This window comes from Mariniphaga sediminis (assembly GCF_003573545.1).
GTDB lineage: Bacteria > Bacteroidota > Bacteroidia > Bacteroidales > Prolixibacteraceae > Mariniphaga > Mariniphaga sediminis.
The window spans coordinates 359045-385620 of the sequence record NZ_QWET01000002.1 but is presented as its reverse complement, the minus strand read 5'-3'; the positions used below and the strand labels follow the sequence as shown (position 1 = coordinate 385620).

Below are 26576 nucleotides of genomic sequence, written 5' to 3'. Positions count from 1 at the left end.
TTATTTTATTGAGTAGCTGTTCAGATATACCTTCTTTTCAGAAAAGATAAAAATAGGAATTAATTCTGTTCCCTGTTTCCCCTGTCAGATAATTTGCTGCTAATCAATGTTTGAATCAGTTAATTCTAACAAAAGTTTGTATTCTTCAAAAATGTTTTATTTTTAGGGAATCTAAATAAACCTAAAACTGAAAAGATGGCCGAGAAAAAAAGCAACCTTATTTATGTTGTGGAGGACAACGAAGTTTACAACAAGCTTGTAACCGAATTCCTGAAAAATCAAAATTACACACATGTTAAATCGTTTTTTTCTGGAGAAGAATGTGTGAAAACGATTGAAAACGGCGAAAAGCCGGATATAATAATCCAGGATTATTTTTTGGAGAAAATGACCGGGATGGATGTTTTTCTTAAGGTTAGAAAAATAAGCCCGAAGTCTGAATTCATATTTTTGACCAATAACGAAAGTATGGAAGTAGCTGTTAATACCATTAAGTTTGGAGCCTACGATTATATTATCAAAGACAAGATTACCCTCGATAAGGTAATGGATCGGATTCGGAAAATCAGCAGGACAAAAAATCTTGAAAGGAAGAACAAACAAATACAGTTATCTATTATCCTCTTTTTGACCATCGTCTTTCTTATTGTTCTTTTTGCAGTTCTCTATTTTGTTGTTTTTGGGGCTTCCTGAAATGGAAGTTTCCGGTTAGTCTTTTATTTTTCCGGTGCGGCTGAGTAAAATGGCAAACGGCCGTGTTTCCGGGAATTCTGACATAATGATAATGAGAATAACCGTAATGGGGATACTAAGTAACATGCCCGTAATTCCCCACATAAGGCCCCAAAGTGCCAGTGTCAGGAAAACCGCTAACGGAGTAATATTAAGGGAGCTGCCCATTACACGGGGTTCCAGTAGGTTGCCAACAACAAGTTGTATTGCTCCCACAACGGCCAGCACAAGAATGGCCGGGGTAAATTCTCCAAACTGGAGCAGGGCAAAAACAGTAGGGAAAAGTGTGGCGACCAGCGACCCAATGGTGGGGATAAAATTCAAAATAAAAATGAGGAAAGCCCAAAAAATGGGGGCATCAATGCCTGCAAAAAGTAAAACAAAGTAGCTTAAAAGACCGGTGAGTAAACTCGCCATTGTTTTTACGGCGATGTAGCTGCTTACCGAATGATCAATTTTTTTGACCAGACCGTTTACCTGCTCAAAACGTTTTTTGTCAGGATACATGGCTTTCATTTTTCCCGGAAATGTAGGCTCCTCAAGCAGCAGAAAGATTAGGTACAAAAGTACCATAAAAGCATCGCCAAAAAGATTGGTGAGTGTCGAAAAGATTTTCGAAAGAATACCACCAAAATTCAAATCTTTGGCAAAATCATTCAGAATATCAGATAAATCTACTTCAAATTGCGCATTTATCAGTTGCGTTATTTTATGGATATTGGCTTCGTAAACAGGCAGTGTGGCAGTGAGGTGCTGAATATTGCGCGTAATCATTTCTACTGTAAATACCAGAAAACTGAGTAGTATAACAGAAGAGAAAAGCGTAAGAATCCATTGGGGCCACCGGCTTACGAATTTAATTTTTGCCAGTATTCTTCTGATGACGCGTATCAAAAATAAAAAGAGAATGGCCAGGATGAATGGGATGATAATACTTTGTGCATAAATGAGAACTACTACGATGGTTATCAGAATCAGGAAAACATAAATCTTTTTTGCTGTGTCCATTTTATTTTTTTGAAAAGTTAAAAGTAGAAAATCCGGCATTTTATAACAACATTTTATTCTTCTATCTTTGCCGAAAATTTTTTACATGATTCGTTTTTCCGAGAACTACGCTTTAACACCGCATAATACTTTTGGTTTAAAAGCCCGCGCCCGTTACTTTTTTGAATTTACCGAAACCGAGGACTTGCAAACGTTTGTAAGTTCGAATGAATCCTGGAACAACCTTCCGTTGTTTGTATTGGGAGGGGGCAGCAACGTGCTATTCCGGGATGATTTTGAAGGGTTGGTCATCCATCCGAATATTCCGGGGATTTTTAAAGTAAAAGAGGACAGGCAGTATGTATGGTTTGAAGCGGGTGCCGGCGAAGTGTGGGACGATTTTGTAAAATATTGTGTGGATTTCGGGGCCGGTGGAGTGGAAAACCTTTCTCAGATTCCCGGTTCAGTAGGCGCTGCACCGGTGCAAAACATTGGTGCTTACGGACAGGAAGTAAGTCATGTGATAGAACGGGTCAAAGGATTTGATCTTCAGCAGAAAATGCCAGTAGAATTTCCGGCTTCTGCTTGTGAATTTGCTTACCGTGACAGCCTGTTCAAAAAGGAACTGAAAAACCGGGTAGTTATCACATCAGTCATTTTTAAACTGGATAAATTTCCGGAATTTAACCTCGCTTACGGACAGGTGGAAGAAAAGGTAAACACGCTGGGAGAAGTCAGCCTGCAAAACATACGGAAGGCGGTGATTGAAATCCGCGCCTCCAAATTACCCGATGTAAATGAGCTTGGCAATGCCGGCAGCTTTTTTAAAAATCCGGTAGTAACAGTTGAGTTTGCCGAAAAGATTCGCGAGCGTTTTCCGGAGGTGCCGGTTTACCCGGTCAATGAAAAGGAAGCGAAACTGGCGGCGGGATGGCTTATCGAAAAAGCAGGTTGGAAAGGCCGCCGAGAAGGCAATGTGGGGGTGCATGAAAAACAGGCGTTGGTGCTGGTAAACTACGGCAATGCCACAGGAAAAGAGGTTTTTAATTTTTCAGAAAAAATAAGGCAGGCTGTTTGGGAAAAATTTGGTGTTCAGCTTGAACGGGAGGTGAATTGTATCTGATTTTTTTGTGTGTTTTATTGTCAGGGGGTCTGGAAATAGTCTGAGAAAGGTTCACATTCGTCAAAATATTGTTTGGGAGTCATGCCGGCCAGCTTTTGGAAATCATTTATCATGTGCGATTGATCGTAATACCCGCAGCTGTAAGTAAGGTCTGTTAAGTTGGGCGACTTATTCTTCGACTTTACATCCAGTGAATTTTGAAATCGAATTGTTTTTAAAAATTGTTTGGGAGTGGTTCCAACATAGTGGGAAAAAACTCTTTCAAATTGTTTCCGGCTAAAACATGCTTTGGAAGCGAGAAAATCAATCGTAACAACTCCGCGCGTTTGGTTGATGATGTGAATACTTTGTTCAATCCTGTTGTAACTATATTTGTTCGTGCTTTTGCTCAGTAGCTTTAAAAGATAGTTTTCAATAACTTTTATTCTCTCTGTAAATGATTTTGCCTCAGATAATTTTGTTTCAATTTCAACAATGTCATGTTTGAACAGGTACTTTAAGGGAACATTTTGATTGTACAATTCATTCAGGGGGATATCCAGAAACATACTCAGGCCGTGAGGTTCAAACAAAACAGAAAACAATGAAAGTTTTCCGGAAATGTGAATGTCATAAAATGCACCTAGATGCCCGGATATTACAGTATTTTCGTTGATCGATTTTGTCGTGTCATTTGACACGGGCCTGTCTCCCAAATAGAAGATAAGTTCCAATAAACCGGTGGGGACAATTCTTTGAGTATGTCTTTGATGAATGGGTATGCAGCTTTCAATCGTCCAGTAATGTTTTACGAACTTTGATAACGGCAACGATGGTTTTGCAATACGATACTCCATTTTTACTGAGTCAGTAATACAAATTTAGTGAATTGAATCAAGAATATGGCCTGAGAGTAACCAGGCCATAACTTTAATTTACATTATTCATCGCCGTAAAGTCCTACTTTATTGCCTTCACAATCAATGAACAGCGCGAAGTAACCCCTGCCTTCCACCTCAATCTTTGTTTTGGACTGAACAAGGGTTCCTCCATTTTCTGTAACCCTGTCAATTGCTCCGTCTAAATCCTTTTCTACATTGAAACTGACCAGTGTTCCGTCCTTGCCGGGGTTAAAACCAGGTGCGCAGGAAATGGCGCCTTCACCGTTTGGAAAACAGGCCATTTTTTCCTGACCACAATCAAACACCTGTAAGTCAATTTTTAGTACAGAACCATAAAATTTTACGGCTCTTTCGAAATCGGTTGCCGGGATTTCTACCCACGAAATTAGCTTTGTCATTTTCATTTCTTTTTTAGTTTAAAATCAAAACACAATGCAAAAGTAGTTTCAACCGACTGGCTAAAATTGGAAATTTGCGACATCTCTCACCGGGTATTGTTGGCACTTTGCGCTTTCATCCTGGATGAATTATCTATCCCACTTTTTTATATTGAACCCCAGGTTTAACTGTAGCATAACAGGAAAAAATCCATTATTCCCTTTTGTGTCAAAGTAATACACAGATCCGATGTCAAACATTAAATGCATTTTTCCATAGGCTCGTTGAATTCCCCAGGTTGGTCCCAATGCAAAGCTTGTTTTGTCCTTTCTTAAAACATTATGAGATTCTACTTCTTTAAAATTGGTCAGCAACCTGATTCCCCAATAATTTCCGGAATTGTAGTCCAGATTTTTATTCTTTGATAATCTTGATTCTCTGTTGTAAAGCTTTTTGTAGGTTACATCTAAAAATGGGGCGATATAGTAGGTAATTCCCGAATTGGTATAGTCCAAATGCAGATAACTTCCCTGTATCCCTATTCCTGTATTGGCCGCCAGCGTTGATTTTTCAGAGAGTGGCATTTCAAATTCTATCCCCGGACTTAGCACGTTTATTCTAAGTACATTGTTCAAATCATTGCTTTTTTCTTGTGCCAGGCCTGCCAGTGAGATAATTAAACTCAATAGTAATAATTGACTCTTCATTATTTTTCTTTTGCTTTAAATTAGGAGGTCAATATTACATGATTTTTATAACGGTAAGAACCACTTGTAGTAAGGATAACGGGAAAATTAAAATTAAAATCAATTTAGAAAGCCAGTTGTTAAATTCATGTCGCCCTTTTCTTAAATGATAAAAATGAAAGAGAAAGGCAAAAATTCCACTTGTGGCGACAATTAAAGAAATTATATATCCTGCAACGAGTCCCCGGTCAATCAAAAGAAGGCCTAAGAGTACTGCAAAAAGTAATGGGAAATGAATGATTAAAAATCCTTTTATTCCTAAGCTGTCAAGTTTAAATAATTTCCATTCTTGCCAGAATGCAGAGTCAATCTCATGGTTAATGATAAATACGGAGTTGATAAGATATACCCAAAACAGCACATTAAATTCCGGTAACATATATTTGTGTTTTTATGCTGATAGTTGAATTTTTGTTCGGTTAGTTATTTGCTTTTATTCTTTTCACTTCGGAACTAAAAAAATCTTCAAGTCGTTTATTGCCATATTGATTTGCTATATTGTCACAGGCCATTGCCGTTAAAAAGAACTCAATTGGGCCGTACGTTTTTGATGATGTAAAAGTTCTTGTTAACTGTATCGTTAATCTTCTTGTCCAATCAGGAAGGTGACTTATTTTAATGGGTTTTCCCCAGGCTTTTAAGGCTAAAGCTGCTATTTCATTATGGCTCAAAATGTCAGGGCCACCTACTGTTGTTTCAGTTTCACCTGTCTCCATTTTGTCTACACATACTTTTGCCAAATCTTCACCATGAATAGGGTTTAATTGTAAGTTCCCCTCTCCAAAGAGATATACTCTGCCTCCCCGGGCCATATCTAAAAAATCCTTCATGTCAGAGAAAAATCCGTTGGGACGTATTACCGAGTGGCTAATGGCTGCGTTTTTTAATTCATCCACAAATTTTTCTTTTGCCTCAAATATTTTTAAATGCCGTAGCCTGTCCCCATTAATGGCAGAAATATATTGAAATGCAGCGGCTTTATTTTTTAATGCTTCTTTTAAAAGATTTAGATTCCCCTGATAGTCAACATTCATATAAGTCATCCCATCTTTTTGACGCGTAATTCCGATGGTAGAAAAGATCCAATCAATATTTTTTGCTACGTCTTTTGAAGAGCTGGGTTCTGTGACCTGACCAATATAAAAGTCATCAACATTATCAAACTTTTCTTTTTGACTTTCTTTACGAATCAACACCCTTACCCAATAGCCGCGTTTCTTCAGTTCCTTAACCAAGTATTGTCCTAAATATCCTGTTGCTCCGGCAACTAAAACCCTCTTTGCGATCATTGTTTTTAGTGCAAATTTAGTGAATTGAATCAAGATTATGGCCTGAGAGTAACCAGGCCATAATCTTAATTTGCATTATTCATTGCCATAAAGCCCTTCTTTATTCCCTTCACAATCAATGAACAGCGTGAAATAACCCCTGCCTTCCACCTCAATTTTCGTTTTGGGCTGAACAATGATCCCTCCATTTTCTGTAATCCAGTCAATTGCTCTCTCTAAATCGGTCACCGGGATTTCAACTGACTGACTAAAATTGGAAATTTAGGACATCTATCACCGGGTATTGTTCGCGCTTTGTGCTTTTATTCTTATTATTCACAATTTAAGATATCATCTAAAGAAGGATTCTCACTGTTGCGACTTATGTTGATATTTATCGATGGATTACTTTCTATCAGGCTCTTTAGAGGACAAAAGTCTTTAAGGGAAGTGTTGTCCAATATGTCCATGGACATAGAAACCGTATTTAGGTTTTCCAATCCACTTAAACTTTTCAGAAACGAATTATTTTCTATCCTAATTCGTTCTGTCATTTCAAGTTTAGGTATCCATCTAAAGTCCTGATTGAAACAATCTTTAACTTCCATATTGTTAATCGATTTTAATTCGGGAAACATAATATCTATAAAAAAACGGCAGGTGGCGATTTTAAAATTATAGACATGGTTTAGAACGGGGAAGTTACCTTTACTTATAAATGAACAATTCTGGATGGTCAAATCTAAGATTTCTGTAATACCCGGCAAATGTAGAGTAGATAGCTTGCACCCAAAAAGCTTTAGTTCAATGAGTTTATTCTCTGTAAGAGCGGGAAATGAAATTGTATCATAGTTGTATGCGATATTTATTCTATCTATAGATTCAAGTTCCGGGAATATAACATTGGTAAGATTTTGTTCTTTTATTGAAAGATTGCCTATGTTTTTTAGCTTATTAAGTTCTTCTATTGACTTAATTCCATTGTTTTCAAGGTATAAAGTTCCGGATATTCCCAGGAGATTTGACAGACCTTTTAAATTTTGAAGAGTATCGTTTTCTACTATATAAATATTTTGTGTCGTCGTAGGATTATCCAGGCCATCCAAAGAAACCAATTGATCATTATCCGCAATATGTACTGAGACCCATTTTGTATTTTTTAGGTCTGTTATCTGTTTAAGATTTTTATTGCTGAATAAAGATATGTCTTCAATCTCCTGGATTGACTCAATTCCCTTAAGATTGATTAATGAGTTGCAATTCTGGATACTTAAATAATGGATCGAACTTAGTTCGGGTGAAAAATAAAAAGATTCGAAGGAGGGCATATCCAATAATTGAACCCCGGAGATTGATTTTAAACTAAGCAGATTATCTATTTTATTCAGCAAAGGATTATTTTGTAATGACAGATTTCCTCCAATTTCTTCCAACGATTCCACCCCTTCAAGGGTTTCCAGATTTTTATTTCCTTTGATATTAAGGCTTCTTCCAATTTTTTTGATGCTCTCTAATCCTCGCAATGACTTAAGACCATCAGTAGTTGTATTGGAGTAGTTGGATGAAATTTCGAATGTACCTCCTATTTCTTTTAGACGTAAAAGTCCTGTTAAGTCAATACATTCAGTTCTAAGAATCCTAAAGTGGTCGCCTATGTACGTGAGGCTTTCTAGTCCCTTAAGACTTTTTATTGCTTTTGAATTAATGGTAAATTCACCTGAAATACTGTGAAGGTTTTTTAGTTTATCTAGATTGGTTACTGAATCTCTTGTTATGTATATAGATCCAATAAGATCTATATATTTTCCCTTGAGAGAATCCTGTCCAAAATATTTATCAAAATCACCATCATTTTGAATGATAATATATTTTGTTAGCGTAACAAATGGCCCGGTTATTTCGGGTATTTCCTCAGACTCTAGTGAGGAATCATCTTTATTACATGAGATGAAAATGCTAAGAGTCAAAAACAAATATTTTAGTATAATTTTTTCCGGGTTGAAGCGTCTGTAAGAAAACTGATAGGAGGGGAGTTTCATTTTTCTCTGCGATTTCGGGTTATATGTCATTTGGCTTAAGTTGTTGTTTATTTAGAGTTTAAAGCTAATGAATGGCAGGGGATATTGCAAGTGAATTTACAAATTTGTTCAGGAGTAAATAGTATGCTACCTCTGGCAACTTTTGACGTTAAGCAGGGAATATTGCGCTGTGAAGTAAATCAGGAAGTGTAAAGCGGAGTGTTATTCAAAGGGCAGTGTCAGTAAAAATCGTAAGGCTATTGTTTTGTCGGATAAGCCTGAATGACAGGCAGGTTTATTATCAAAAATGGTTTCCCATTCACTTCTGTTATTTCCAGATTTTTCGATCATTCAGTGCGGCGCGGTACCTTGCGGCGTGCCGGTTGTGTTCAGCCAGTGTTCTGGAAAAGTGGTGGTATCCCGAGAAATCCTCGCGGGCCACCATGTACAGATAGTTGTGCTTTTCATAGTCCAGTACCGCTTCAATAGCAGACACTTCAGGGAAGTTAATGGGGCCAGGGGGCAACCCGGCATTTTTGTAGGTGTTGTAGGGAGAGTCCATTTCAAGATGGGTATTCAGCACTCTTCTCAGAGAAAAATCACCCACAGCAAATTTTACGGTAGGGTCGGCCTGTAAGGGAATGCCCCGTTTTAACCGGTTCACATAAAGGCCTGCCACGCGTTTTAGCTCATCGGTTTTGGCCGTCTCTTCCTGCACAATGGAGGCCAGGGTGGTAACTTCCACCGGGGTGAGACCTGCTGCGTCAGCTTTTTTTCGGCGGGTTTCGTTCCAGAAACGATCGTACTCTTTTTTCATCCGGTCGGCAAACTCCGCGGCATCGGTAGTCCAGTAAAACTCGTAGGTATTGGGAATAAACATCGCCTTAAATGTTTCGGGCGTAAATCCGTAAGCTGCTATTTTTTCATGATCATCGAATAGTTTCAGGATGGAAAGTGAATCAGCCAGAATGTAGCGGCTGACCTTTCCGGCCAAATCCTGTTTGAAACGGGCATTGTTGAAAGTGACATCCAGTGGTTCCTGTTCTCCGGCCCTCAGCTTGTTCACAATCTGGTTGGTGTTCATTCCTTTCCGGAACAGGTACCGTCCCGGTTTTACCGCCTCCCGGTATTTTTTCTTTTTTGCCACCCATCGGAAAGCTTTGTAGTTGAGTAAAATGTCATTCGCTTCCAATGTGTCTGTTACCTCACTAAATGTGGCGCCTTCCGAAATAAAAAAAGCTTTTTCGGTTTTTACATTCTCATGGAAAACATACATGTAGAGCTGATATCCCCGCAACCCTGCAACAATAAATGCGAGGGCAAAAAAAATGATGATAAATTTTCCCATGCGCGGGAATAACATAAGTTTGCTCTTTTTGTCGATGGTCATTTCCAATAAATAAATTTGCACTCAAAGATAAAACAATTTTACCTTTTGCTATTTCTGCTCGTTCTTTGTCCTCACGTTCCCGGCAAATTCCTTAAATTCGCAATCTGAATACAAAAAAAACTGGAACCATGCAGTATGTAAATCTTTCAAATGACATTTATTTTTTGGGATACAACGACCGGCGAACCCATTTATTTGAGAACATCTGGCCCATTCCGAATGGGATTTCTTATAATTCCTACCTCATTGTAGATGATAAAATTGCACTGATAGATACAGTAGAGCGCTCGTTTTTCGATGAATACCTCGACAACATCGAAGAGATAATTGGCGACCGCAAAATTGACTACCTCGTTATTAATCACATGGAGCCCGATCATTCAGGGGCGCTAAAGTCTATTATGCAAAGGTATCCGGAGGTTACGCTCGTTGGAAATAAAAAAACTTTTGCGTTTGTTGAGAGCTTTTACAAGGAGCCTGAAAATGTGCACCTTGTTCACGACGGTTCTGTTTTGGAACTGGGCAAACACCGCTTGCAGTTCCAGACTATTCCTATGGTGCATTGGCCGGAAACAATGGTGACCTACGAAGAAACCAATAAAATTCTTTTTTCTGGCGATGCATTCGGCAGTTACGGAACATTGGACGGAGGTGTTTTCGACGATGAAATTAACCTCGATTTTTACGAAGTGGAGGTGATGCGCTATTTTACCAATATTGTAGGGAAATATTGTCCGCATACCCAGCGCGCCATCAAAAAACTGGCACCGCTCGATATTAAAATGATTGCTGCTACGCATGGTCCGGTGTGGCGCAGCGATCTCGACTGGGTACTTACCCGTTACAACAAATGGAGTTCTTACGATCTTGACAAAGGCGTGGTCATTGTTTACGGCTCCATGTACGGAAATACCCAGAAAATGGCAGAAGTTATTGCACGGCGTTTGGCTGAACGCGGAATTAAAAACATCCGGGTTTACGATGCTTCCAAAACGCATGCTTCCTATATTATTAACGATATTTTCAAGTACAAAGGTTTTATTGTGGGCAGTCCGGCTTACAATAACTCGATGTTTCCGAATGTGGAAATATTGTTGTCAACCATTGAACACATGGCGCCTAAAGACCACTACCTCGGTATTTTCGGAAACTTTTTGTGGAATGGCGGCGGCGTAAAAAACCTGAAAGTGTTTGCTGAAAAGATTAAGTGGGAACTGGTGTATGATCCCATTGAAGAAAAAGGCGCAATGAAGAAAGACAACAAGGAGCAGTTGTGTAAACTGGCCGATGCCATGGCGGATAAGCTTATGGCGGAATAAGTTCTGAAGAAGGTGCAGCGGATTCCAATCCGTGATTCGGATGTGGCGATTTACGAATCGCCAATTGTGTAGTGTGCGGTTAGGAAACCACACCAACCTTTCCAGTTATTATCCTCTTGTAAAGACAGGTTGGCCAGGCCGGGATAACCGCGGGTTAAAATGGTACCCTTCGTAATCGAAAGCCTGCAGGTCATCGGCATTGTCGATGTTATTTTCCAGAATGAACCGGCTCATCAGTCCGCGGGCTTTTTTGGCAAAAAATGAAATCATTTTGTACTCCCCGTTTTTCATGTCTTTAAAAGCCGGGGTTACAATTTCCGCTTCCAGTTTTTTCGGATCAATGCTTTTGTAATATTCGTTTGAGGCCAGGTTCACCAAAATTTTTGAGCCCGACTCATTAATCGCTTCCTGTACTTTCGGGGTGATTTTTTTACTCCAGAAGGAATATAAATCCTTGGCCTTTCCCGCGCCAAATTTTGTACCCATTTCCAAGCGGTAGGGCTGAATGAGGTCGAGTGGCTTCAGTACGCCATACAATCCCGATAAAATCCGAAGTTTTTGCTGCGAAAGATGCAGCTTTTCTTCTGAAAGTGACGGAGCATTTAGCCCGACATAAACATCGCCATTGAAAGCCAGTACAGCCTGCTTGGCATTTTCAGGTGTAAATGGCAGGTGCCATGTTTGAAACCGTTCGTAGTTCAGGTTTCCCAATGAAGCGGAAATTCCCATTAGTTTCGAGATTTTTTCCGGTTTCATTTTTTTGAGCCTGGCAACCAGCTTCTCCGACTCATTCAAAAACTCGGGCGTTGTATATTCAGATGTTGTCGGTTTTGATTCAAAATCCAGCGACTTGGCCGGCGATATTACTATTAACATGGCACGTATTTTTTTGAAATAAACGGTTTTAAAAGCGTAAAGTTCAATGAAAAAACAATGAAACTGTAATGCGGATGAAGTGTCTGTTTTGCATCGGATAATAAGTTTTAAAATGCCTTCTGTTTCGTGTTTATTCCTTAGGTTTTGAGTTCCGGATAGTATTTAGAATCTGTTGAATGGCATTTTTATCCTGAGGTGAAATTCCTTCTGTTTTCAGGGTTTGTTCATAAAGGGTTTCTACCTGTTTTAGTTTGTTATCCTTTGTATATATGTCTGCCAGAAAACTTACCGCATTCAGGTAAAGTGGATGATCGGCAATTAGCTTTTTTAAAGTCTTTTCGGCTTCGCTTTTTTGGCCGTTTTCAAGTTGGTAGAAGGCCAGGGTGTAAGCGTATTTTGGTTCTTCCGGGCGCGCTTCAGCCGCAATCCGGGCATACTGAATCGCTTTGTCCGGATTACGTTGCGAAACAATAACACTGAGATTGTAGGCTGCCACTGCCTGTTTGGGATTGGCATTTAGTGCCGAGAGTAGCATCTGCTCTGCCTCTTCCATTCTTCCCTGTTCGGCGAAAAGAAGCCCCAGGTTTAAGCTGGCTGCTTCATTGCCCGGATCTACTTCAAGCGCTTTTTTTAGATTTTCTTCAGCTTTTGGCTGGTTGCCAACGTAAGAGTAAAGTACACTGCTGTTGATGAGCGGCATGAGCGCTTCCGGGTATAACCGGGCAGCTGTTTCGTAAGAGCCCAGCGCTTTTTGGGCCTCGCCTCTGTTTTGGTGAAAGATTCCCTTGTTATAATGCGAGCTCCAATCGTCAGGACGGGCAACCAGTGAATTCATGTACTCTTCGGTTGCCTTTGCCACTGTTTGTGTTTCTTCTGGTGAAAAACGGTTGTCCGGGAAGCCAGACAAGGAGTTGGCTACTGAAACGCGTACCAGTCGCAAGTCGTCGGTAGCCGCAGTGAGCAGGGCTATTTTTACTTTTTCTGAGGTGTTTCCGGAAAGTGTTGTAGCGGCGGCGGCTCTTACAAGGGGCGATTCGTTTGTCTTCATCGCCTGAATCACCGTGTCCCACTTTTTTTCGTTGGGGCAGTTTGTCAGCAGTCTAAGGAACGAAGCTACTACCACCTCATTTATTTTATTTTCCCGGATTATTTCGAGCATTTCATCCAGACGATCCCATTTACTCTCCCTGGCCTCTTTAATAAGCTGGGCCCAGTAAAGCGTTTCTTCCTGATAATTACCGTTAGGGCGCATCTTTACAATTTGATTGGCCCATTCCGGCGTTTTGTCAGTGTGGCACTGATTGCATGCATTGGGTGAGCCAAACTGGATGGTTGCCTCAGGCATGGGAGGCCTGAACGAGTGGTCGCTGCGGATGAAGTGTCCTACAAATTCGCGACTGGGAACATGGCAATTCACACAGAGGGAGCCGGGGCTGTCGGGCAGGTGACGGGTGTGCTCCGTCAATGTTTCTTCCTTGTCTGTATGGCATGAAATACAGGCCTGGTTCGGGTTGTCTTTAAACCTGTTTCTCCCGCTGGAAGTGTGGCAGGTCACACAATGGATATCACTTTCTGTGAGACAAGGGTTCATCTTCCAACCAGTCATGGTGTAATTCTCTCCCAGGTCTCGGCCATCCGGATAAAAATCCGGATCATCCAGGGTTGCCAGGTTAAAATGATCGTAATACAATTCACCGGGCATATATTTCTCTGTAATTGGACTTCCTTTGGCATGACAGGTGGCACAGGAGGAGTTATGCTGTTCGGGTGTGAATGTGCTGGTTACGATAATCTTCAAATCGTCCGGAACATTTCCTTCGCCGGCCTCCATGCAAACGCGCACATGCTCTGCGCTGGGGCCATGACAGGTTTCGCAGTTGATGCCCGCCTCTTTCCATGTAGTTTGGTAGGTGTCTGTTGTTAAATCATAATTGGAGCTTAACTGACTTACATGACAGTTGTAGCAACCGGTATTGAAGGTATACATCCGGTCTTTCCATGGCAATGCCTCATCTGCCTCCTCCTGGTCGGTAAAGTGGCGTACGGCCGATTCCGGGTAATTGAACCAGGTCTGACGGTTCATATCGTAAGCCAGTGGAATGGTTTGCAGTTTGCCTTTTTCTATCGGGGCAAGGAAGGTAAATACATTTTTGCCTCCAAGCGACCATTGCAGCGGATATTTGTTCAGTAGTTCGTTTCCTTCTTTTTCAATCATCACCATGGATGAATCTTGGTAAACGATTTCGTAATTTTTCCCCTCAATCTCCATAAATCCGCTTTCAGGGAGACTGTACTCTTTTACAAAACCGGCATTTACCGGTTGCATGGCTTTTCCGTGAAATGAAGGTGCCCACAATTTGTAAAACTTTTCATGACACTGGATACAACTCTCCGAGCCGGAAAAGCCTTCGGTTGTTTCCTGCTGGCTTTTTTGTTGAACACAGGAGATCGTTGTTGTAATTACAAAAATGAATATACCGGCAATTCGGATGAAATTGTTAACTGTCATGGTTTTTGTTTTTACATTGCAAAGATTGCGATAATTTTGCAAAGAATGAATCTAATCTGTGCCATGATAATATTTTTCCAGGCAGGGTTTCTGCTTGTCCGTTAGCTACTTGGTCGGCTCCAGGGGAGGAGTTAAGTCTTCCTTTGGAAATAGTCTGTAAGGATATTCTTTAATTTTTTCAGGCAGTTGTCTGTACATTTTTGTGTGCATAAAAAGGTTATTTTTTTGCCGTAGAGTGAGGATTAGCTTGTTGTAATATTTGGTTTGAACTTAGATATTCATGTTTGATACGATTTTAATTTTAACCCAATGTTTATGACCGGCTGCGCTGCGGTAAAACTTTTAATGTGATTCATTGTTTTTTATTTCCGGAGAGACATTCGTTAGTGCAATTTTGATACGGAAAACATCAGTTTATCAAAAAAAGGTGAGAATAAAGCAAGGGGAGTGTTGCTGTTCTTCAAAAAATGTTTCATGGCTGAAATGACTAAATCAGCTACTTCAGAATAAAGAAGCGCCGGGGCAGGAGTTAAGCTTTCCAGGGTGCTGAATGAATTAAAAATCAAAATAAAAGCGTATGCCAATTTTTATGGATCGTCATGATGTTTCAGAAAGTGTTACCGCTGAAATAGTGGCGCAGTTGCATCAGCAGGATTTAAAAATTCAGCACAAGTTTGGTTGCCGGGGTTTAACTTATTGGTTTGATGAGTCCCGGAAAATGGCATTTTGTTTGATTGAAGCGCCCAGTGAAAATTCGATTAAGGAAATGCACAAGAATGCACACGGGGAAGTTCCACATCAGGTGATTGAAGTTGATGCAGGTATTGTTGAATCTTTTTTGGGTCGAATTCAGGATCCTGAAAAAGCAAAAAATACCGATTTGAATATAATCAACGATCCTGCTTTCAGAACTATTATGGTAATTGAATTTGTACGACATTCTGTCAAGGGAAATGGAGCACAGGTTTTGAATATTGCCGATTTAATGAATGAGATTAAAAGTGGCTTTGAAGGGAGCGTGGTTAAGCAGTATAGAAATCAGCTTCTTGTTTCGTTTAAATCAGTTTCTAAAGCAGTAACCTGTGCATTGGAGATAAGTGCCGGAACTCTTGGTTCCGGAATGGACAAAAATTATGGGTTTGACAGGTTGAAAATAGGTATTACTTCAGGTGTTCCGGTAACCGGAAAAGACTCAATTTTTGAAGATGCTATTAAATTGGCAGAGCGAATGTTATTTGCAACAGAGGCGGATATTTCTATTTCAACAGAAGTGAAAGAGTTGTATCGAAGTGAAAATTTCAATCAGTTTGTGGAGACTGACCAAGTGCTTGTGCTGACGCCCGACGACGAACTATTTTTAACCCGGTTAGTAGATTTTATAGAGGAGAAATGGCAAAATGCAGATTTGAGGGTAGAAGATTTTCAGCAATATCTTGGGGTCAGTAAATCCCAGCTATATAGAAAAACAATTCATTTAACGGGTAAGTCACCGAGTGCCTTTTTGATGTCATATCGTTTAAATATGGCCTTGAAAATGCTTGAAGAGCAAAAGGGAAACATCTCCGAGATAGCATTTGGTGCCGGATTTAACAGCCCTTCCTATTTTTCGAAGTGTTTCAGGAGAAAATATGGTATTATGCCCTCCGGGTATCTGGGGGCATATGCTGAATGATTCGTCTATGTTTCGGGGTTTTTCTGGGCCCAAATTACCTGCATTTGAACTAATTGTTATACCCGTTAAAGTGCATGATTCGTAAATTGCTTAAAATTTAATTTTTAATGGTTATGACAGAAACAGTAACAAAAACAAGTATTGAGAAAGCAACTCTTTTTGAGCGGCTTGGGGGCACAGAAGGTATCGCACAATTGGTGGATGACGTGGTTGAAAACCACATGAAAAATCCGGCCATTAAAGTCCGGTTTCTCCCGTATAAAGATCAACCGGAAAGATTGGCCAAAATAAAACAACATACAGTTGATTTCTTTAGTGCAGGTAGTGGAGGATCAGCTATTTATACTGGTCGGGATATGCCAGCTACGCATAGAGGTATGAATATTAGTGCCAGTGAATATATGCATGCTATGGATGATATTATGCTGGCGTTGGATAGCCATGAAATAGATGAAGAGTCAAAAAAAGAGGTGCTTGCCATTCTTTGGTCATTAAAGGAGTCAATAATGGCGAAATGATTTCATCATTTTCTTTCAACGTATTGAAGAAATATGAACGGTGTCTGTTAGTTTTTTAAAATCGAAAGTGTATTGGGGGATTAAGCTTTTGGGGTGAACCTGAAAAACAGGACAGTTGATACTGTCAGCTTAGGTTTTCAATCACCCTTTTTAGTCTTCCTGCAATTTCGGTTGCAATATCCTGTACCGTATCGTTTTTTACTGCCAGCATGGAAGCCTTTGCATCAACTGCGGCTACCTCCACGTCCCCATTTTCATGTTCCTGAACAATAACACTGCATGGGAGCAGCACGCCTATGTTTTTCTCACTTAATACTGCTTTGTGGGCAAACGATGGGTTGCAGGCGCCCAAAATTTTGTATTTTCTGAAATCTACATTTAATTTCTGCTTGAATGTAGCCTGCATGTCAATTTCTGCCGGAACCCCGAATCCTTCTTTTCCGAGTTCTTCCTTTACTACGTCAAGCACTTCTTCAAAACTTTTGTTTTTTACTACGGTATTAAAAAAATAGCTCATATCATTTTGTTTTTTGTTAAAGAATTATTTGTACCCGTATAAACAAAGTAAATGGAATTCCGTTCAATCGGACCCCTGATTTTTAAAAATCCGTATCAAGACATTTGTCAGGCTCCTTGAGTTTTTTAATTGAGGGGTGTCTTGTTGAATTTTGTGAATATTTACTTGTCTTTGGCTTGTGTTGAAGGGGTGTGGTAAAAATTTTTGCTTTTTTTCTAGAGCGTTTGTGCTTTTGGAAGGGGGTTGTATGGAAATATATTCATTATTAAAGAGTTTTGTTTTTATGGTATTTTTGATGATTGTGTAATGTAAATATTAGTTTTAGTAGAAAAAAGTCAATAAAAATTTTGTTTTAACGACAAAATGTATATTTTTGGCGCAGAAATTACACTTTTGTCTAATAAATAGAAAGGAATATTAATATGTGTGGCATTGTAGGTGTTTTCGATTTAAAAACGACCAGTATGCAGTTACGTCCGCAGGTGTTGGAGATGTCGAAAAAATTGCGTCACAGAGGTCCTGACTGGTCGGGGATTTACTGTGGGGAAAAAGCGCTGATAGCGCATGAAAGGCTTGCTATCGTCGATCCTGAATCGGGCGGGCAGCCACTGTACAGTAAAGACAGGAAGTTGATATTAGGCGTGAATGGTGAAATTTATAATCATCGTGAAATCAGAAAACAATTCGAGGGGAAATATGAGTTTCTTACCGGATCGGATTGCGAAGTCATTTTGGCTCTTTATCGTGAAAAGAAGGAAAAATTTCTCGACGAAATGAACGGGATATTTGCCTTTGCCCTTTATGATGAAGAGGAGGATGCATATTTGATTGCCCGCGATCATATTGGCATTATTCCGCTGTATCAGGGGTGGGATGCTTTCGGGAATTATTATGTAGCCTCAGAGCTGAAAGCCCTGGAAGGGTATTGTAAAAAAATAGAAGAGTTTCCTCCCGGGCATTATTTTTACAGTAAAGACGGTGAATTGAAGCGCTGGTATGTGCGCGACTGGATGGAATATGAAAATGTAAAAGATAATGCGGCAGATATTGATGAACTGGCTCAGTCACTGGAAGATGCTGTGCACCGGCAGTTGATGTCTGATGTCCCTTACGGGGTTTTATTGTCGGGCGGACTCGATTCGTCAATTACATCGGTGCTGGCCAAAAAATTTTCCAGGAAACGGATTGAAGATAATGACCAGAAAGATGCCTGGTGGCCGCAGTTGCATTCTTTTGTTATCGGGCTGGAAGGGTCACCTGATTTGGCGGCTGCCCGAAAAGTTGCCGATCATATCGGTACCGTACATCACGAAATTCATTATACTATCCAGGAAGGCCTTGATGCTATCCGCGATGTTATCTATCACATTGAAACATATGATGTCACCACTGTCAGGGCTTCTACGCCCATGTACATGGTGGCTCGGGTTATAAAATCAATGGGAATAAAAATGGTTTTAACTGGTGAAGGAGCCGATGAAATTTTTGGCGGCTACCTCTATTTTCATAAAGCGCCCAATGCCGAAGAATTTCACAAGGAGAGTGTGCGAAAGGTGAGCCGGCTTCATTTGTATGACTGTCTCAGGGCTAACAAGTCGCTGGCCTCGTGGGGTGTGGAAGGAAGGGTTCCATTCCTGGATAAGGAGTTTGTGGACGTGGCCATGCGGTTTAATACTGAAACCAAGATGGCTAAGAACGGACGCATCGAAAAGTGGTGCCTCCGCAAAGGATTTGAAAAATACCTGCCCGAAAGTGTGGCCTGGCGGCAGAAAGAGCAGTTTTCCGATGGCGTGGGGTATGGTTGGATTGACACCTTAAAGCAAATTGCACGCGAGCAGGTAAGTGATGAGATGATGGACAACGCGAAATATCGTTTCCCGGTGAACACACCCATGAACAAAGAAGAGTATATGTACCGGGTCATTTACAGCGAGCATTTCCCATCTGACCAGGCTGCAGCGTGTGTGCCTTCGGTGCCGTCCATTGCCTGTAGTACAGGGGAGGCCCTGGCTTGGGACAAATCTTTCCAGGGTAACGCTGACCCCTCAGGACGGGCTGTTAATACCGTTCATGAAAAGGGAGCTGTATTTGAAGATATCAAGCGTTCACAAAAAATGGAAGTTGTATGATTTATCGAAAATCCGTCGTGCTAAATAGCAGAATGGTTTTTCTTTTCGTAAAAAATGATCCCGATACGGGCAATGTGATTCAGAAGTTCCTGATTTGTGATTTGATGCGTCAGCGATAAATCAATTTTCCAGGGAAGTAGTAAATCGTCCAGTTGATTTTCGATCTTGAAAAGATCAGGGAGAGAGAGTCCGGGAGCTATCAGTGCCAAATCAATGTCTGAGCCTGGTTTAAAATTGCCTTTGGCCCGCGAGCCGTACAAAATGGCTTTTTCAATATGGCTGTGTGAAGCAAAAACATTTTTTATTTTTTGGATGGTGTGATCGTTTAATCCAAATGTCATAGCAAGGAAATTTAATTGTCCAGCCTTTCTTTCATCATTTTTGCGAATTCGCTGAAAAGAGGAAAATAGGTTTCAGTAATCTGGAGTACGATTTCTTCAGCTACTTCTTCATTATACGTATGTGATGATTTATTCCTACTCCTAATCATATCCATCCAGCCTTCTCCATTACGAATAATTCCTTTGTTAAATGCTTCGCGTGTGGCATCTCGCGACCCAAATATGGTGGTGTCTCCCTGGTATTCAAAAAAATCTTTCATTACATTCCATGAGAGTTCATGTGTGAATTCAAAAGCCTGAATCAAGCCCTGTTTTTCCAGGTTAGAAAGTTCTCTTTCTTCGCTGAGGTTAATGGCTTTTTTCAATTGCTCTAAGGCTTTTTGGAAGTTGGAGAATCGTTGCTGCCATCTGATATCGTTTTCTTTTTTCATTCTTCCATTCAAATTTGTAATAAAAGTAGGTATTAATTTTTGAATAGTTTTCAGGGACTAAAAATTAATCCGTTTGCATTGATTTCCGTTCAACAATCCTTAGAAAATTCCGAACCAGGTCGTGGTTGTAAAATTCCGGATGAAACTGACAGGTGTAAATAGGTTTTTCCCAATGTTTCATTATTTGATTTTTGCAGGTTTTTGAGGTGGCCAGTAATTTAAAGTCCGAAGGAAGGGAAATGGAATCGTTATGCATTTGTTTTACCTTAAATTTTTGTGGCATGCCACTGAATATAGGATCATCCATAACTGTTTCCACTTCATAATCGCCCGACTCAGGTTCTTTACTGCGATACAATTTTGCTCCGAAAATATACCCTGTGATGTGATGGCCTGCACATATTCCCAACACAGGGATTTCATTCGTTTTGAGCCAGGTGAAATAGGGCAGGTGGTGTTCGACAATATCGTTCCCCTGCGGTGAGCCGGTTAAAAGAATACCATCCGCTGATTTGAAACGGATGGTTTGGCAGTCCGGGTATTCAATTGTCTCAAAGTGAAAATTTATGTCGGTTTCTGAAACAATTCTCTCGAGCGGTTTCGAGAATTCGCTGATTCCTGGTTCCGCATTATTTATTATCAGTATTTTAACTGTTTTCCCCGGTTTCATATTACAAACTTATAAAATATTGACAACGGGTTTCTGTAAATTTTTCCCTTGTTAAATGATTTTCTATCTTTCGGGTGGAATTCACAACGATATAATATTTACGGAGATGAAAAAGTTTTTTGTTCTGTTATTAATGGTAGCCTTTTTTGCTTGTAACCAAAAGCAAAAAGGATTCGAAATAAAAGTTGATCTCAAAGGAGCAGAAGGGCAGGTTTTACTGGAAAAGAGAGGAGAATCGCAATGGGTGCCTGTGGATACGGCTGAGATTATAAATGGTGTCGCGGTACTTAAAGGGCAAGTGGATGTTCCTGAGGATCATTACCTGTCTGTGCTGGGGCAACGGGGAAAAACAATTGTTTTTGTGGAGAATAAGGACATGACAGTTCAGGGGAATATCGATTCTCTGGAGCAGGTAGTGATCACCGGGTCGGAGACACACGATGAATACCTGAAAGTAAACGACAAGATCAGGGAAATTGGCGAACAATACATGGAACTTTACAATCAGGCGAGGGAAGCAGCCACTTCAGGCGATACTACAAGAGCCACCCAGTTGATGCAGCAGGTAGAAGAAATGTATGAAAGTGCCAATACCATGCAGGAAGATTTTGTTCGAAACAATCCTGCATCGTTTGCTACACCCTATTTCCTTTCAAGGGTTCAGCATGGTCTGGACGTGGAAGAACTGGATGAGCTGGTCATTAATCTTGACCCACAGTTGAATGCGGTTCCATCTATTGTTCAACTGAAAAAGAGGCTTGAAAAACTCCGGACAGTGGCGGTCGGTCAAATTGCTCCTGATTTTACGATGAACGATCCCGATGGAAATCCGGTTAAGTTTTCAGAAGTGTATGCGCAGAATGAATATACCCTTCTCGATTTTTGGGCTGCCTGGTGTGGGCCGTGCCGGGCTGAAAATCCGAATATTGTAGCTGTTTTTAATGAATACAAAGACAAAGGATTCAGTGTTTTTGGCGTTTCGCTGGATCGGGAGAAAGATGCCTGGTTAAAGGCCATTGAAGATGACAATCTTACCTGGCTGCATGTTTCTGATTTGGCTTACTGGAAAAATGCTGCTGCACAATTGTATGCGGTAAATTCTATCCCTTCGAGTTTAATTGTAGATAAAAACGGGAAAATTGTAGCTAAAAATAAACGGGGAGAGGAATTGCGGCAAACAGTTTCAGAATTGCTCGATTAAATCGTATTTTTGCTGAAAATTAATGTTGATGAGAGGAAAAGAGCTCCGGATTGTTTTTATGGGTACTCCTGATTTTGCCGTTGCCAGTTTAAAAGCTTTGGTTGAAAACGGGTATAATGTGGCAGGAGTCATTACCGCTCCCGATAAACCAGCGGGAAGGGGAAAAAAACTGACCGAGTCGGCTGTGAAAAAATATGCTGTAGAGAAAGGGTTAAAAGTTTTGCAACCTGAAAAGTTGAGAGACCCTGTTTTCCTTGAAGAATTAAAATTACTGAAACCCGAATTGCAGGTGGTGGTGGCATTCAGAATGTTGCCTGAAGTTGTCTGGAGTATGCCCCGCCTTGGAACTTTTAACCTGCATGGTTCTTTGCTTCCTCATTACCGGGGAGCTGCCCCGCTTAATTGGGCAGTCATTAACGGAGAAACAAAAACCGGTGTGACCACTTTTATGCTTGAACACCAAATCGACACCGGCAAAATTCTTTATCAGAGTGAAATAAAAATCGGAGATAATGAAACGGTGGGAGACATTCACGACCGGTTGATGTTTGTAGGAGCCGATCTGGTACTTAAAACGGTAGACTCCATTGCTAAAGAAAAGGTTAGGCCTGTAGCGCAATCGGAACTTGTTGTTGACGAAAAAATAAAAACAGCCCCTAAGATATTTAAGGAGGATTGTAAAATTGACTGGACAAAAGATGTCCAGATTGTCCGCAATTTAATCCGGGGCTTATCGCCATATCCGTCGGCATGGGCAAACCTGGTACATAAGGAAAACGGGCGAACGGTTCCCTGTAAAATATTTTTTGCCCAACGTGTATTTGCTGAGGAAACAGCCTCTCCCGGGAGCATCGATTCCGACGATGAAACTTATATGAATGTTGCCTGTGGAAACGGGTGGCTCGAAATTACCGACTTACAGCTTTCCGGTAAAAAACGCATGAACACCGCTAGTTTTCTACGTGGGTTCAGAAACATATTCGACTACCGGTTTGAATAATCGTCTGCTTTTTTGTGTAGGCTCTGACACCCTGTCAGAATAAATGCCATTGAGGGTTTCTTTTTGATTGTTAGGGTGTTGTGTGGCTTTTTGCTTTGTCTTGTTTTTTGAGAGGTGTAATTTTGTCCATTTCTGACGGGAAAAATCTATACCGGATTTTTTGGTACGGAATGTGATTAGGCAGTGTGTCGATTTTTGAAAAGTATGTTTAATAATAAAACGGAAAAAACAATGGCAGAACTAAAAGGTAAAATTCTGGCAGGTAAAATCCTGGTAAGCCCCCAGGAAGCAGAAGAAAAGACTCAAAGCGGGATTATCATCCCCGATTCAGCAAAGGAAAAACCACAACAAGGAAAAGTAGTGTTGGTTGGAGCGGCTAAAAAAGACGAACCCATGGAAGTGAAAGTGGGGGATGTTGTTGTTTACGGCAAGTACTCCGGCACTGAGTTGAATATTGACGGCGAGGACTTCCTGCTTATGTCACAATCTGATGTATTGTACATCGCTTAATTTTAAATTCAAAAAAAGTAAATAAAAATGGCAAAAGAAATTAAATTCAACGTTGATGCCCGAGACAAATTAAAATCAGGTGTTGACCAGTTGGCTAATGCTGTGAAAGTCACATTGGGGCCTAAAGGCCGTAATGTAGTTATTGAGAAAAAATTTGGCGCACCTCAAATTACCAAAGACGGTGTAACCGTTGCCAAAGAAATTGAGCTTCCCGATGCATATGAAAACCTGGGAGCACAAATGGTGAAAGAAGTGGCTTCTAAAACTGGTGACGATGCCGGCGACGGAACTACTACTGCTACTGTTTTGGCACAGTCGATTATTACAGTTGGTTTGAAAAACGTTGCAGCAGGTGCTAATCCGATGGATTTGAAGCGTGGTATTGACAAGGCAGTTATCCAGGTTGTTGGCAGTTTAGCAGACCAGGCACAAACCATTGGCGACGACTACAAAAAAATTGAATCAGTTGCAAAAATTTCAGCGAATAACGATGAAGCTATCGGTGCTTTGATTGCTGAAGCAATGCAAAAAGTACATAAAGAAGGTGTCATCACTATCGAAGAATCAAAAGGTACCGATACCTATGTTGATGTTGTGGAAGGAATGCAGTTCGATCGCGGATATCTTTCAGCCTATTTTGTAACAGATGCTGAAAAAATGGCTGCCGAGCTTGAAAATCCTTATATCCTGATTCATGATAAAAAGATCAGCACCATGAAGGATCTGCTTCCGGTGTTGGAAGCTACTGCTCAGACTGGACGTCCGTTGATGATTATTTCTGAAGATGTAGATGGAGAAGCTTTGGCTACTTTGGTAGTGAACCGTTTGAGAGGATCACTGAAAGTATGTGCCGTTAAAGCTCCTGGATTTGGCGATCGCCGGAAAGAAATGCTCGAAGATATTGCCGTTCTTACCGGAGGAAGTGTTATCACCGAAGAAAAAGGGATGAAGCTTGAACAAGCTACCATCGATATGTTGGGAGAGGCAGAAAAAATTACTGTTGATAAAGAAAATACAACTATCGTAAATGGTTCCGGAGCACAGGAGGCTATTGCTGCCCGCGTTTCTCAGATTAAAAAACAGATTGAAGCTACTACATCAGACTACGATAGGGAAAAACTACAGGAGCGTTTGGCTAAATTGGCCGGTGGTGTTGCAGTAATTTATGTTGGCGCTGCTTCAGAAGTAGAAATGAAGGAGAAAAAAGACCGCGTTGATGATGCACTGAGTGCAACGCGTGCAGCCGTTGAAGAAGGAATTGTTCCCGGTGGTGGTGTTGCTTACCTGCGTGCTATTCAGGTATTGGATGAGCTCAAAGGAGAAAGCGAAGACGAACAAACAGGTATCGAAATCGTGAAACGGGCTATCGAAGAACCGCTTCGTCAGATTGTTGAAAATGCCGGAAAAGAAGGCGCTGTTGTTGTTCAGAAAGTTCGTGAGGGGAAAGGCGACTTTGGCTACAATGCCCGCATCGACGAATACCAGAACCTTTATGAAACGGGTGTTATTGATCCGGCAAAAGTGGCTCGTATTGCCCTTGAAAATGCCGCATCAATTGCAGGTATGCTTCTGACTACAGAAACTGTAATTGTAGAAGAAAAAGAAGATAATCCTCCGGCAATGCATGGAGGTGGTCCCGGAATGGGTGGAATGGGTGGAATGATGTAAAAAACTGCTCAGATAAAATTTAAGTAAAGCCTTTCCTTACGGGGGAAGGCTTTATTTTTTCCCTCCAAATACTGACGATTGTCAGACGCTGTTGTCTAACATTTTTCGAATGTATGTCAACTCGCTTTTAATGAGTCTTTTATTCGAGTTGTAATTGTGGCGATTTCCTTTGTTTTATTTTAAATAAGTTGGCAACTTTGCTCCTTTATTTTAAACCATTGATGAAATGAAAGCAGACATAAATGAGTTCATTGCGGATCTCGAAAATAGGACTCCCGGAGAAAAAGAGTTTCACCAGGCAGTAGAAGAAGTAATCGGTTCTGTTTGGGACTTTTATCAGCAGAACGCCCGCTATCGGCAGGCTAATATTCTGGAACGAATGGTCGAACCGGAGCGCGTTATCATGTTTCGGGTACCCTGGGTTGACGACCGTGGAGAAGTACGGGTTAATCGTGGCTACAGGGTGGAGTTCAACTCGGCATTAGGGCCCTATAAAGGAGGAATTCGTTTTCACGCCAGTGTGACGTTGAGTATTCTGAAATTTTTGGGTTTTGAACAAACCTTCAAGAACAGTCTTACTTCTCTTCCAATGGGAGGGGGTAAAGGTGGTTCTGATTTTAGTCCAAAAGGAAAATCTGATGGGGAAATCATGCGCTTTTGCCAGTCGTTTATGAGTGAACTGTACAGGCATATTGGTGCGAATACCGATGTTCCGGCCGGTGATATTGGAGTAGGAGGCCGTGAAATAGGATATTTATTCGGGCAATACAAACGGCTGAAAAACGAATTTACCGGAGTGCTTACCGGGAAAGGACTTTCATGGGGTGGCAGCCTCGTCAGACCTGAAGCCACCGGTTTTGGAGCTGTTTATTTTGTACAGCACATGCTGCATCGCGTGGATAAGGATATTCAGGGATTAACCGTTGGGGTTTCCGGCTTTGGAAATGTGGCCTGGGGAGCCATTAACAAAATCAATGAGCTCGGTGGAAAAGTTGTTACCATCTCGGGGCCAGACGGGTATATTTATGACCCGGAAGGGATTAATGGGGAAAAGGTGGATTATCTGCTGGAACTGCGAGCTTCCAATAATGATGTAGTGGAACCTTACGCCCTTGAATTTGGCGCCAGGTTCATCCCTGGAAAACGTCCGTGGGAAGTTCCGGTAAATATAGCTATGCCTTGTGCTACTGAAAATGAATTGAACCTGGAGGATGCAAAAGAATTGGTTAAAAATAATTGTACTTTGGTGGCAGAAGTTTCCAATATGGGATGTACTGCAGAGGCAGCTGAATACCTTACGGAAAAAATGGTTTATGCTCCGGGAAAAGCTGTAAATGCAGGAGGAGTAGCGGTTTCGGGTCTCGAAATGTCGCAAAATAGTATGCGTATCAGCTGGCCCCGTGAAGAGGTGGATGCCCGCCTGAAGGTAATTATGGAAAGCATTCATGAAACGTGTGTTAACTATGGGTTAACTAAAGGTGCCAAAAATAAGATTGATTATGTGAAAGGTGCCAATGTGGGTGGTTTTGTGAAAGTCGCAGATGCTATGTTAGCACAGGGCGTGGTGTGATATTCTCTTCACACTTATTTGTTTTTCAGGTATTTTATTTTGAAAATTTAATCTATTGATAAAATTGAAAATTGTTTCGGAATAAAACACTTTCCTACATTTGTCAAAATTTGAATTTTTGA

26 protein-coding genes are annotated in these 26576 nt (G+C 40.8%); 11 read left to right on the top strand and 15 right to left on the bottom strand.

Features of this window, described 5'->3' with window-relative positions:
• The first annotated feature begins 195 nt into the window (after positions 1-195).
• A complete protein-coding gene (locus tag D1164_RS03985; protein WP_119348633.1) occupies positions 196-693 on the top strand; it encodes a response regulator in 498 nt (165 codons plus the stop codon).
• A gap of 15 nt (positions 694-708) precedes the next feature.
• Here D1164_RS03985 and D1164_RS03980 read toward each other — a convergent pair whose 3' ends face one another.
• Complete coding sequence (locus D1164_RS03980) at positions 709-1740, bottom strand: AI-2E family transporter (RefSeq protein WP_172594327.1); 1032 nt, start codon at positions 1738-1740, stop codon at positions 709-711.
• 85 nt (positions 1741-1825) lie between these two features.
• On the opposite strand from D1164_RS03980, the gene murB reads away from it, so the two are divergent.
• Positions 1826-2842 carry a UDP-N-acetylmuramate dehydrogenase gene (gene murB / locus D1164_RS03975; protein ID WP_119348721.1) on the top strand — a complete coding sequence of 339 codons (1017 nt, stop codon included), beginning with the start codon at positions 1826-1828 and terminating at the stop codon, positions 2840-2842.
• Between the two features lie 20 nt (positions 2843-2862).
• Here murB and D1164_RS03970 read toward each other — a convergent pair whose 3' ends face one another.
• The 8 genes from D1164_RS03970 to mltG all read right to left on the bottom strand — a co-directional run bounded on the left by D1164_RS03970 (position 2863) and on the right by mltG (position 9544).
• Positions 2863-3678: a helix-turn-helix domain-containing protein gene (locus tag D1164_RS03970; RefSeq protein WP_119348631.1), complete on the bottom strand. Its 816-nt coding sequence runs from the start codon at positions 3676-3678 to the stop codon at positions 2863-2865.
• Positions 3679-3761: 83 nt separating this feature from the next.
• Positions 3762-4121 carry a VOC family protein gene (locus tag D1164_RS03965; RefSeq protein WP_119348720.1) on the bottom strand — a complete coding sequence of 120 codons (360 nt, stop codon included), beginning with the start codon at positions 4119-4121 and terminating at the stop codon, positions 3762-3764.
• A 129-nt stretch (positions 4122-4250) separates the two neighbouring features.
• Positions 4251-4808 carry a hypothetical protein gene (locus D1164_RS03960; protein WP_147372019.1) on the bottom strand — a complete coding sequence of 186 codons (558 nt, stop codon included), beginning with the start codon at positions 4806-4808 and terminating at the stop codon, positions 4251-4253.
• 34 nt (positions 4809-4842) lie between these two features.
• Complete coding sequence (locus D1164_RS03955) at positions 4843-5226, bottom strand: DUF6713 family protein (protein WP_119348629.1); 384 nt, start codon at positions 5224-5226, stop codon at positions 4843-4845.
• 40 nt (positions 5227-5266) lie between these two features.
• Positions 5267-6136, bottom strand: a complete 870-nt coding sequence (locus D1164_RS03950; RefSeq protein WP_119348628.1) for an SDR family oxidoreductase — start codon at positions 6134-6136, stop codon at positions 5267-5269.
• A gap of 75 nt (positions 6137-6211) precedes the next feature.
• Positions 6212-6364: a VOC family protein gene (locus D1164_RS03945; RefSeq protein WP_194074848.1), complete on the bottom strand. Its 153-nt coding sequence runs from the start codon at positions 6362-6364 to the stop codon at positions 6212-6214.
• An 83-nt stretch (positions 6365-6447) separates the two neighbouring features.
• Positions 6448-8082: a leucine-rich repeat domain-containing protein gene (locus D1164_RS03940; RefSeq protein ID WP_147372017.1), complete on the bottom strand. Its 1635-nt coding sequence runs from the start codon at positions 8080-8082 to the stop codon at positions 6448-6450.
• 379 nt (positions 8083-8461) lie between these two features.
• Positions 8462-9544 carry an endolytic transglycosylase MltG gene (gene mltG / locus D1164_RS03935; protein WP_241558249.1) on the bottom strand — a complete coding sequence of 361 codons (1083 nt, stop codon included), beginning with the start codon at positions 9542-9544 and terminating at the stop codon, positions 8462-8464.
• 107 nt (positions 9545-9651) lie between these two features.
• Between mltG and D1164_RS03930 the strand changes: the two genes are divergently transcribed.
• On the top strand, positions 9652-10842 hold the full coding sequence (locus D1164_RS03930; RefSeq protein WP_119348625.1) for an FprA family A-type flavoprotein: 1191 nt from the start codon (positions 9652-9654) through the stop codon (positions 10840-10842).
• A 108-nt stretch (positions 10843-10950) separates the two neighbouring features.
• On the opposite strand, the gene yaaA is transcribed toward D1164_RS03930, so the two are convergent.
• The gene (gene yaaA / locus D1164_RS03925; RefSeq protein ID WP_119348624.1) at positions 10951-11718 is read right to left on the bottom strand and encodes a peroxide stress protein YaaA; all 768 of its coding nucleotides are present in this window, start codon (positions 11716-11718) and stop codon (positions 10951-10953) included.
• A gap of 130 nt (positions 11719-11848) precedes the next feature.
• On the bottom strand, positions 11849-14227 hold the full coding sequence (locus tag D1164_RS03920; protein WP_119348623.1) for a tetratricopeptide repeat protein: 2379 nt from the start codon (positions 14225-14227) through the stop codon (positions 11849-11851).
• A 577-nt stretch (positions 14228-14804) separates the two neighbouring features.
• On the opposite strand from D1164_RS03920, the gene D1164_RS03910 reads away from it, so the two are divergent.
• The gene (locus D1164_RS03910; RefSeq protein WP_119348621.1) at positions 14805-15899 is read left to right on the top strand and encodes a nickel-binding protein; all 1095 of its coding nucleotides are present in this window, start codon (positions 14805-14807) and stop codon (positions 15897-15899) included.
• Positions 15900-16012: 113 nt separating this feature from the next.
• Positions 16013-16417, top strand: a complete 405-nt coding sequence (locus D1164_RS03905; RefSeq protein ID WP_119348719.1) for a group I truncated hemoglobin — start codon at positions 16013-16015, stop codon at positions 16415-16417.
• Positions 16418-16541: 124 nt separating this feature from the next.
• On the opposite strand, the gene D1164_RS03900 is transcribed toward D1164_RS03905, so the two are convergent.
• A complete protein-coding gene (locus tag D1164_RS03900) occupies positions 16542-16934 on the bottom strand; it encodes a DUF302 domain-containing protein (RefSeq protein ID WP_119348620.1) in 393 nt (130 codons plus the stop codon).
• Positions 16935-17356: 422 nt separating this feature from the next.
• Between D1164_RS03900 and asnB the strand changes: the two genes are divergently transcribed.
• Positions 17357-19063, top strand: a complete 1707-nt coding sequence (asnB, locus tag D1164_RS03895; RefSeq protein ID WP_119348619.1) for an asparagine synthase B — start codon at positions 17357-17359, stop codon at positions 19061-19063.
• A gap of 20 nt (positions 19064-19083) precedes the next feature.
• Here the strand turns inward: asnB and D1164_RS03890 are convergent, their stop codons facing one another.
• From D1164_RS03890 to D1164_RS03880, 3 genes are all read right to left on the bottom strand, one after another.
• Positions 19084-19404 (bottom strand): nucleotidyltransferase family protein, encoded by a 321-nt coding sequence (locus D1164_RS03890; RefSeq protein WP_119348618.1) that lies wholly within the window; start codon positions 19402-19404, stop codon positions 19084-19086.
• 11 nt (positions 19405-19415) lie between these two features.
• Complete coding sequence (locus D1164_RS03885) at positions 19416-19835, bottom strand: nucleotidyltransferase substrate binding protein (protein ID WP_119348617.1); 420 nt, start codon at positions 19833-19835, stop codon at positions 19416-19418.
• A 64-nt stretch (positions 19836-19899) separates the two neighbouring features.
• On the bottom strand, positions 19900-20505 hold the full coding sequence (locus D1164_RS03880; RefSeq protein WP_119348616.1) for a type 1 glutamine amidotransferase: 606 nt from the start codon (positions 20503-20505) through the stop codon (positions 19900-19902).
• Positions 20506-20611: 106 nt separating this feature from the next.
• Here D1164_RS03880 and D1164_RS03875 point away from each other — a divergent pair, with 106 nt between their 5' ends.
• The 5 genes from D1164_RS03875 (at position 20612) to gdhA (ending at position 26454) form a co-directional block, all read left to right on the top strand.
• Positions 20612-21706 (top strand): TlpA disulfide reductase family protein, encoded by a 1095-nt coding sequence (locus D1164_RS03875; RefSeq protein WP_206610911.1) that lies wholly within the window; start codon positions 20612-20614, stop codon positions 21704-21706.
• A 28-nt stretch (positions 21707-21734) separates the two neighbouring features.
• On the top strand, positions 21735-22706 hold the full coding sequence (fmt, locus tag D1164_RS03870) for a methionyl-tRNA formyltransferase (protein WP_119348615.1): 972 nt from the start codon (positions 21735-21737) through the stop codon (positions 22704-22706).
• 231 nt (positions 22707-22937) lie between these two features.
• Entirely contained in the window at positions 22938-23216 is a 279-nt protein-coding gene (locus tag D1164_RS03865) for a co-chaperone GroES (RefSeq protein WP_119348717.1), read from the top strand.
• A gap of 27 nt (positions 23217-23243) precedes the next feature.
• Positions 23244-24884, top strand: a complete 1641-nt coding sequence (groL, locus tag D1164_RS03860) for a chaperonin GroEL (RefSeq protein WP_119348614.1) — start codon at positions 23244-23246, stop codon at positions 24882-24884.
• Positions 24885-25110: 226 nt separating this feature from the next.
• A complete protein-coding gene (gene gdhA, locus D1164_RS03855) occupies positions 25111-26454 on the top strand; it encodes an NADP-specific glutamate dehydrogenase (protein ID WP_119348613.1) in 1344 nt (447 codons plus the stop codon).
• The last annotated feature ends 122 nt before the right edge of the window (positions 26455-26576 follow it).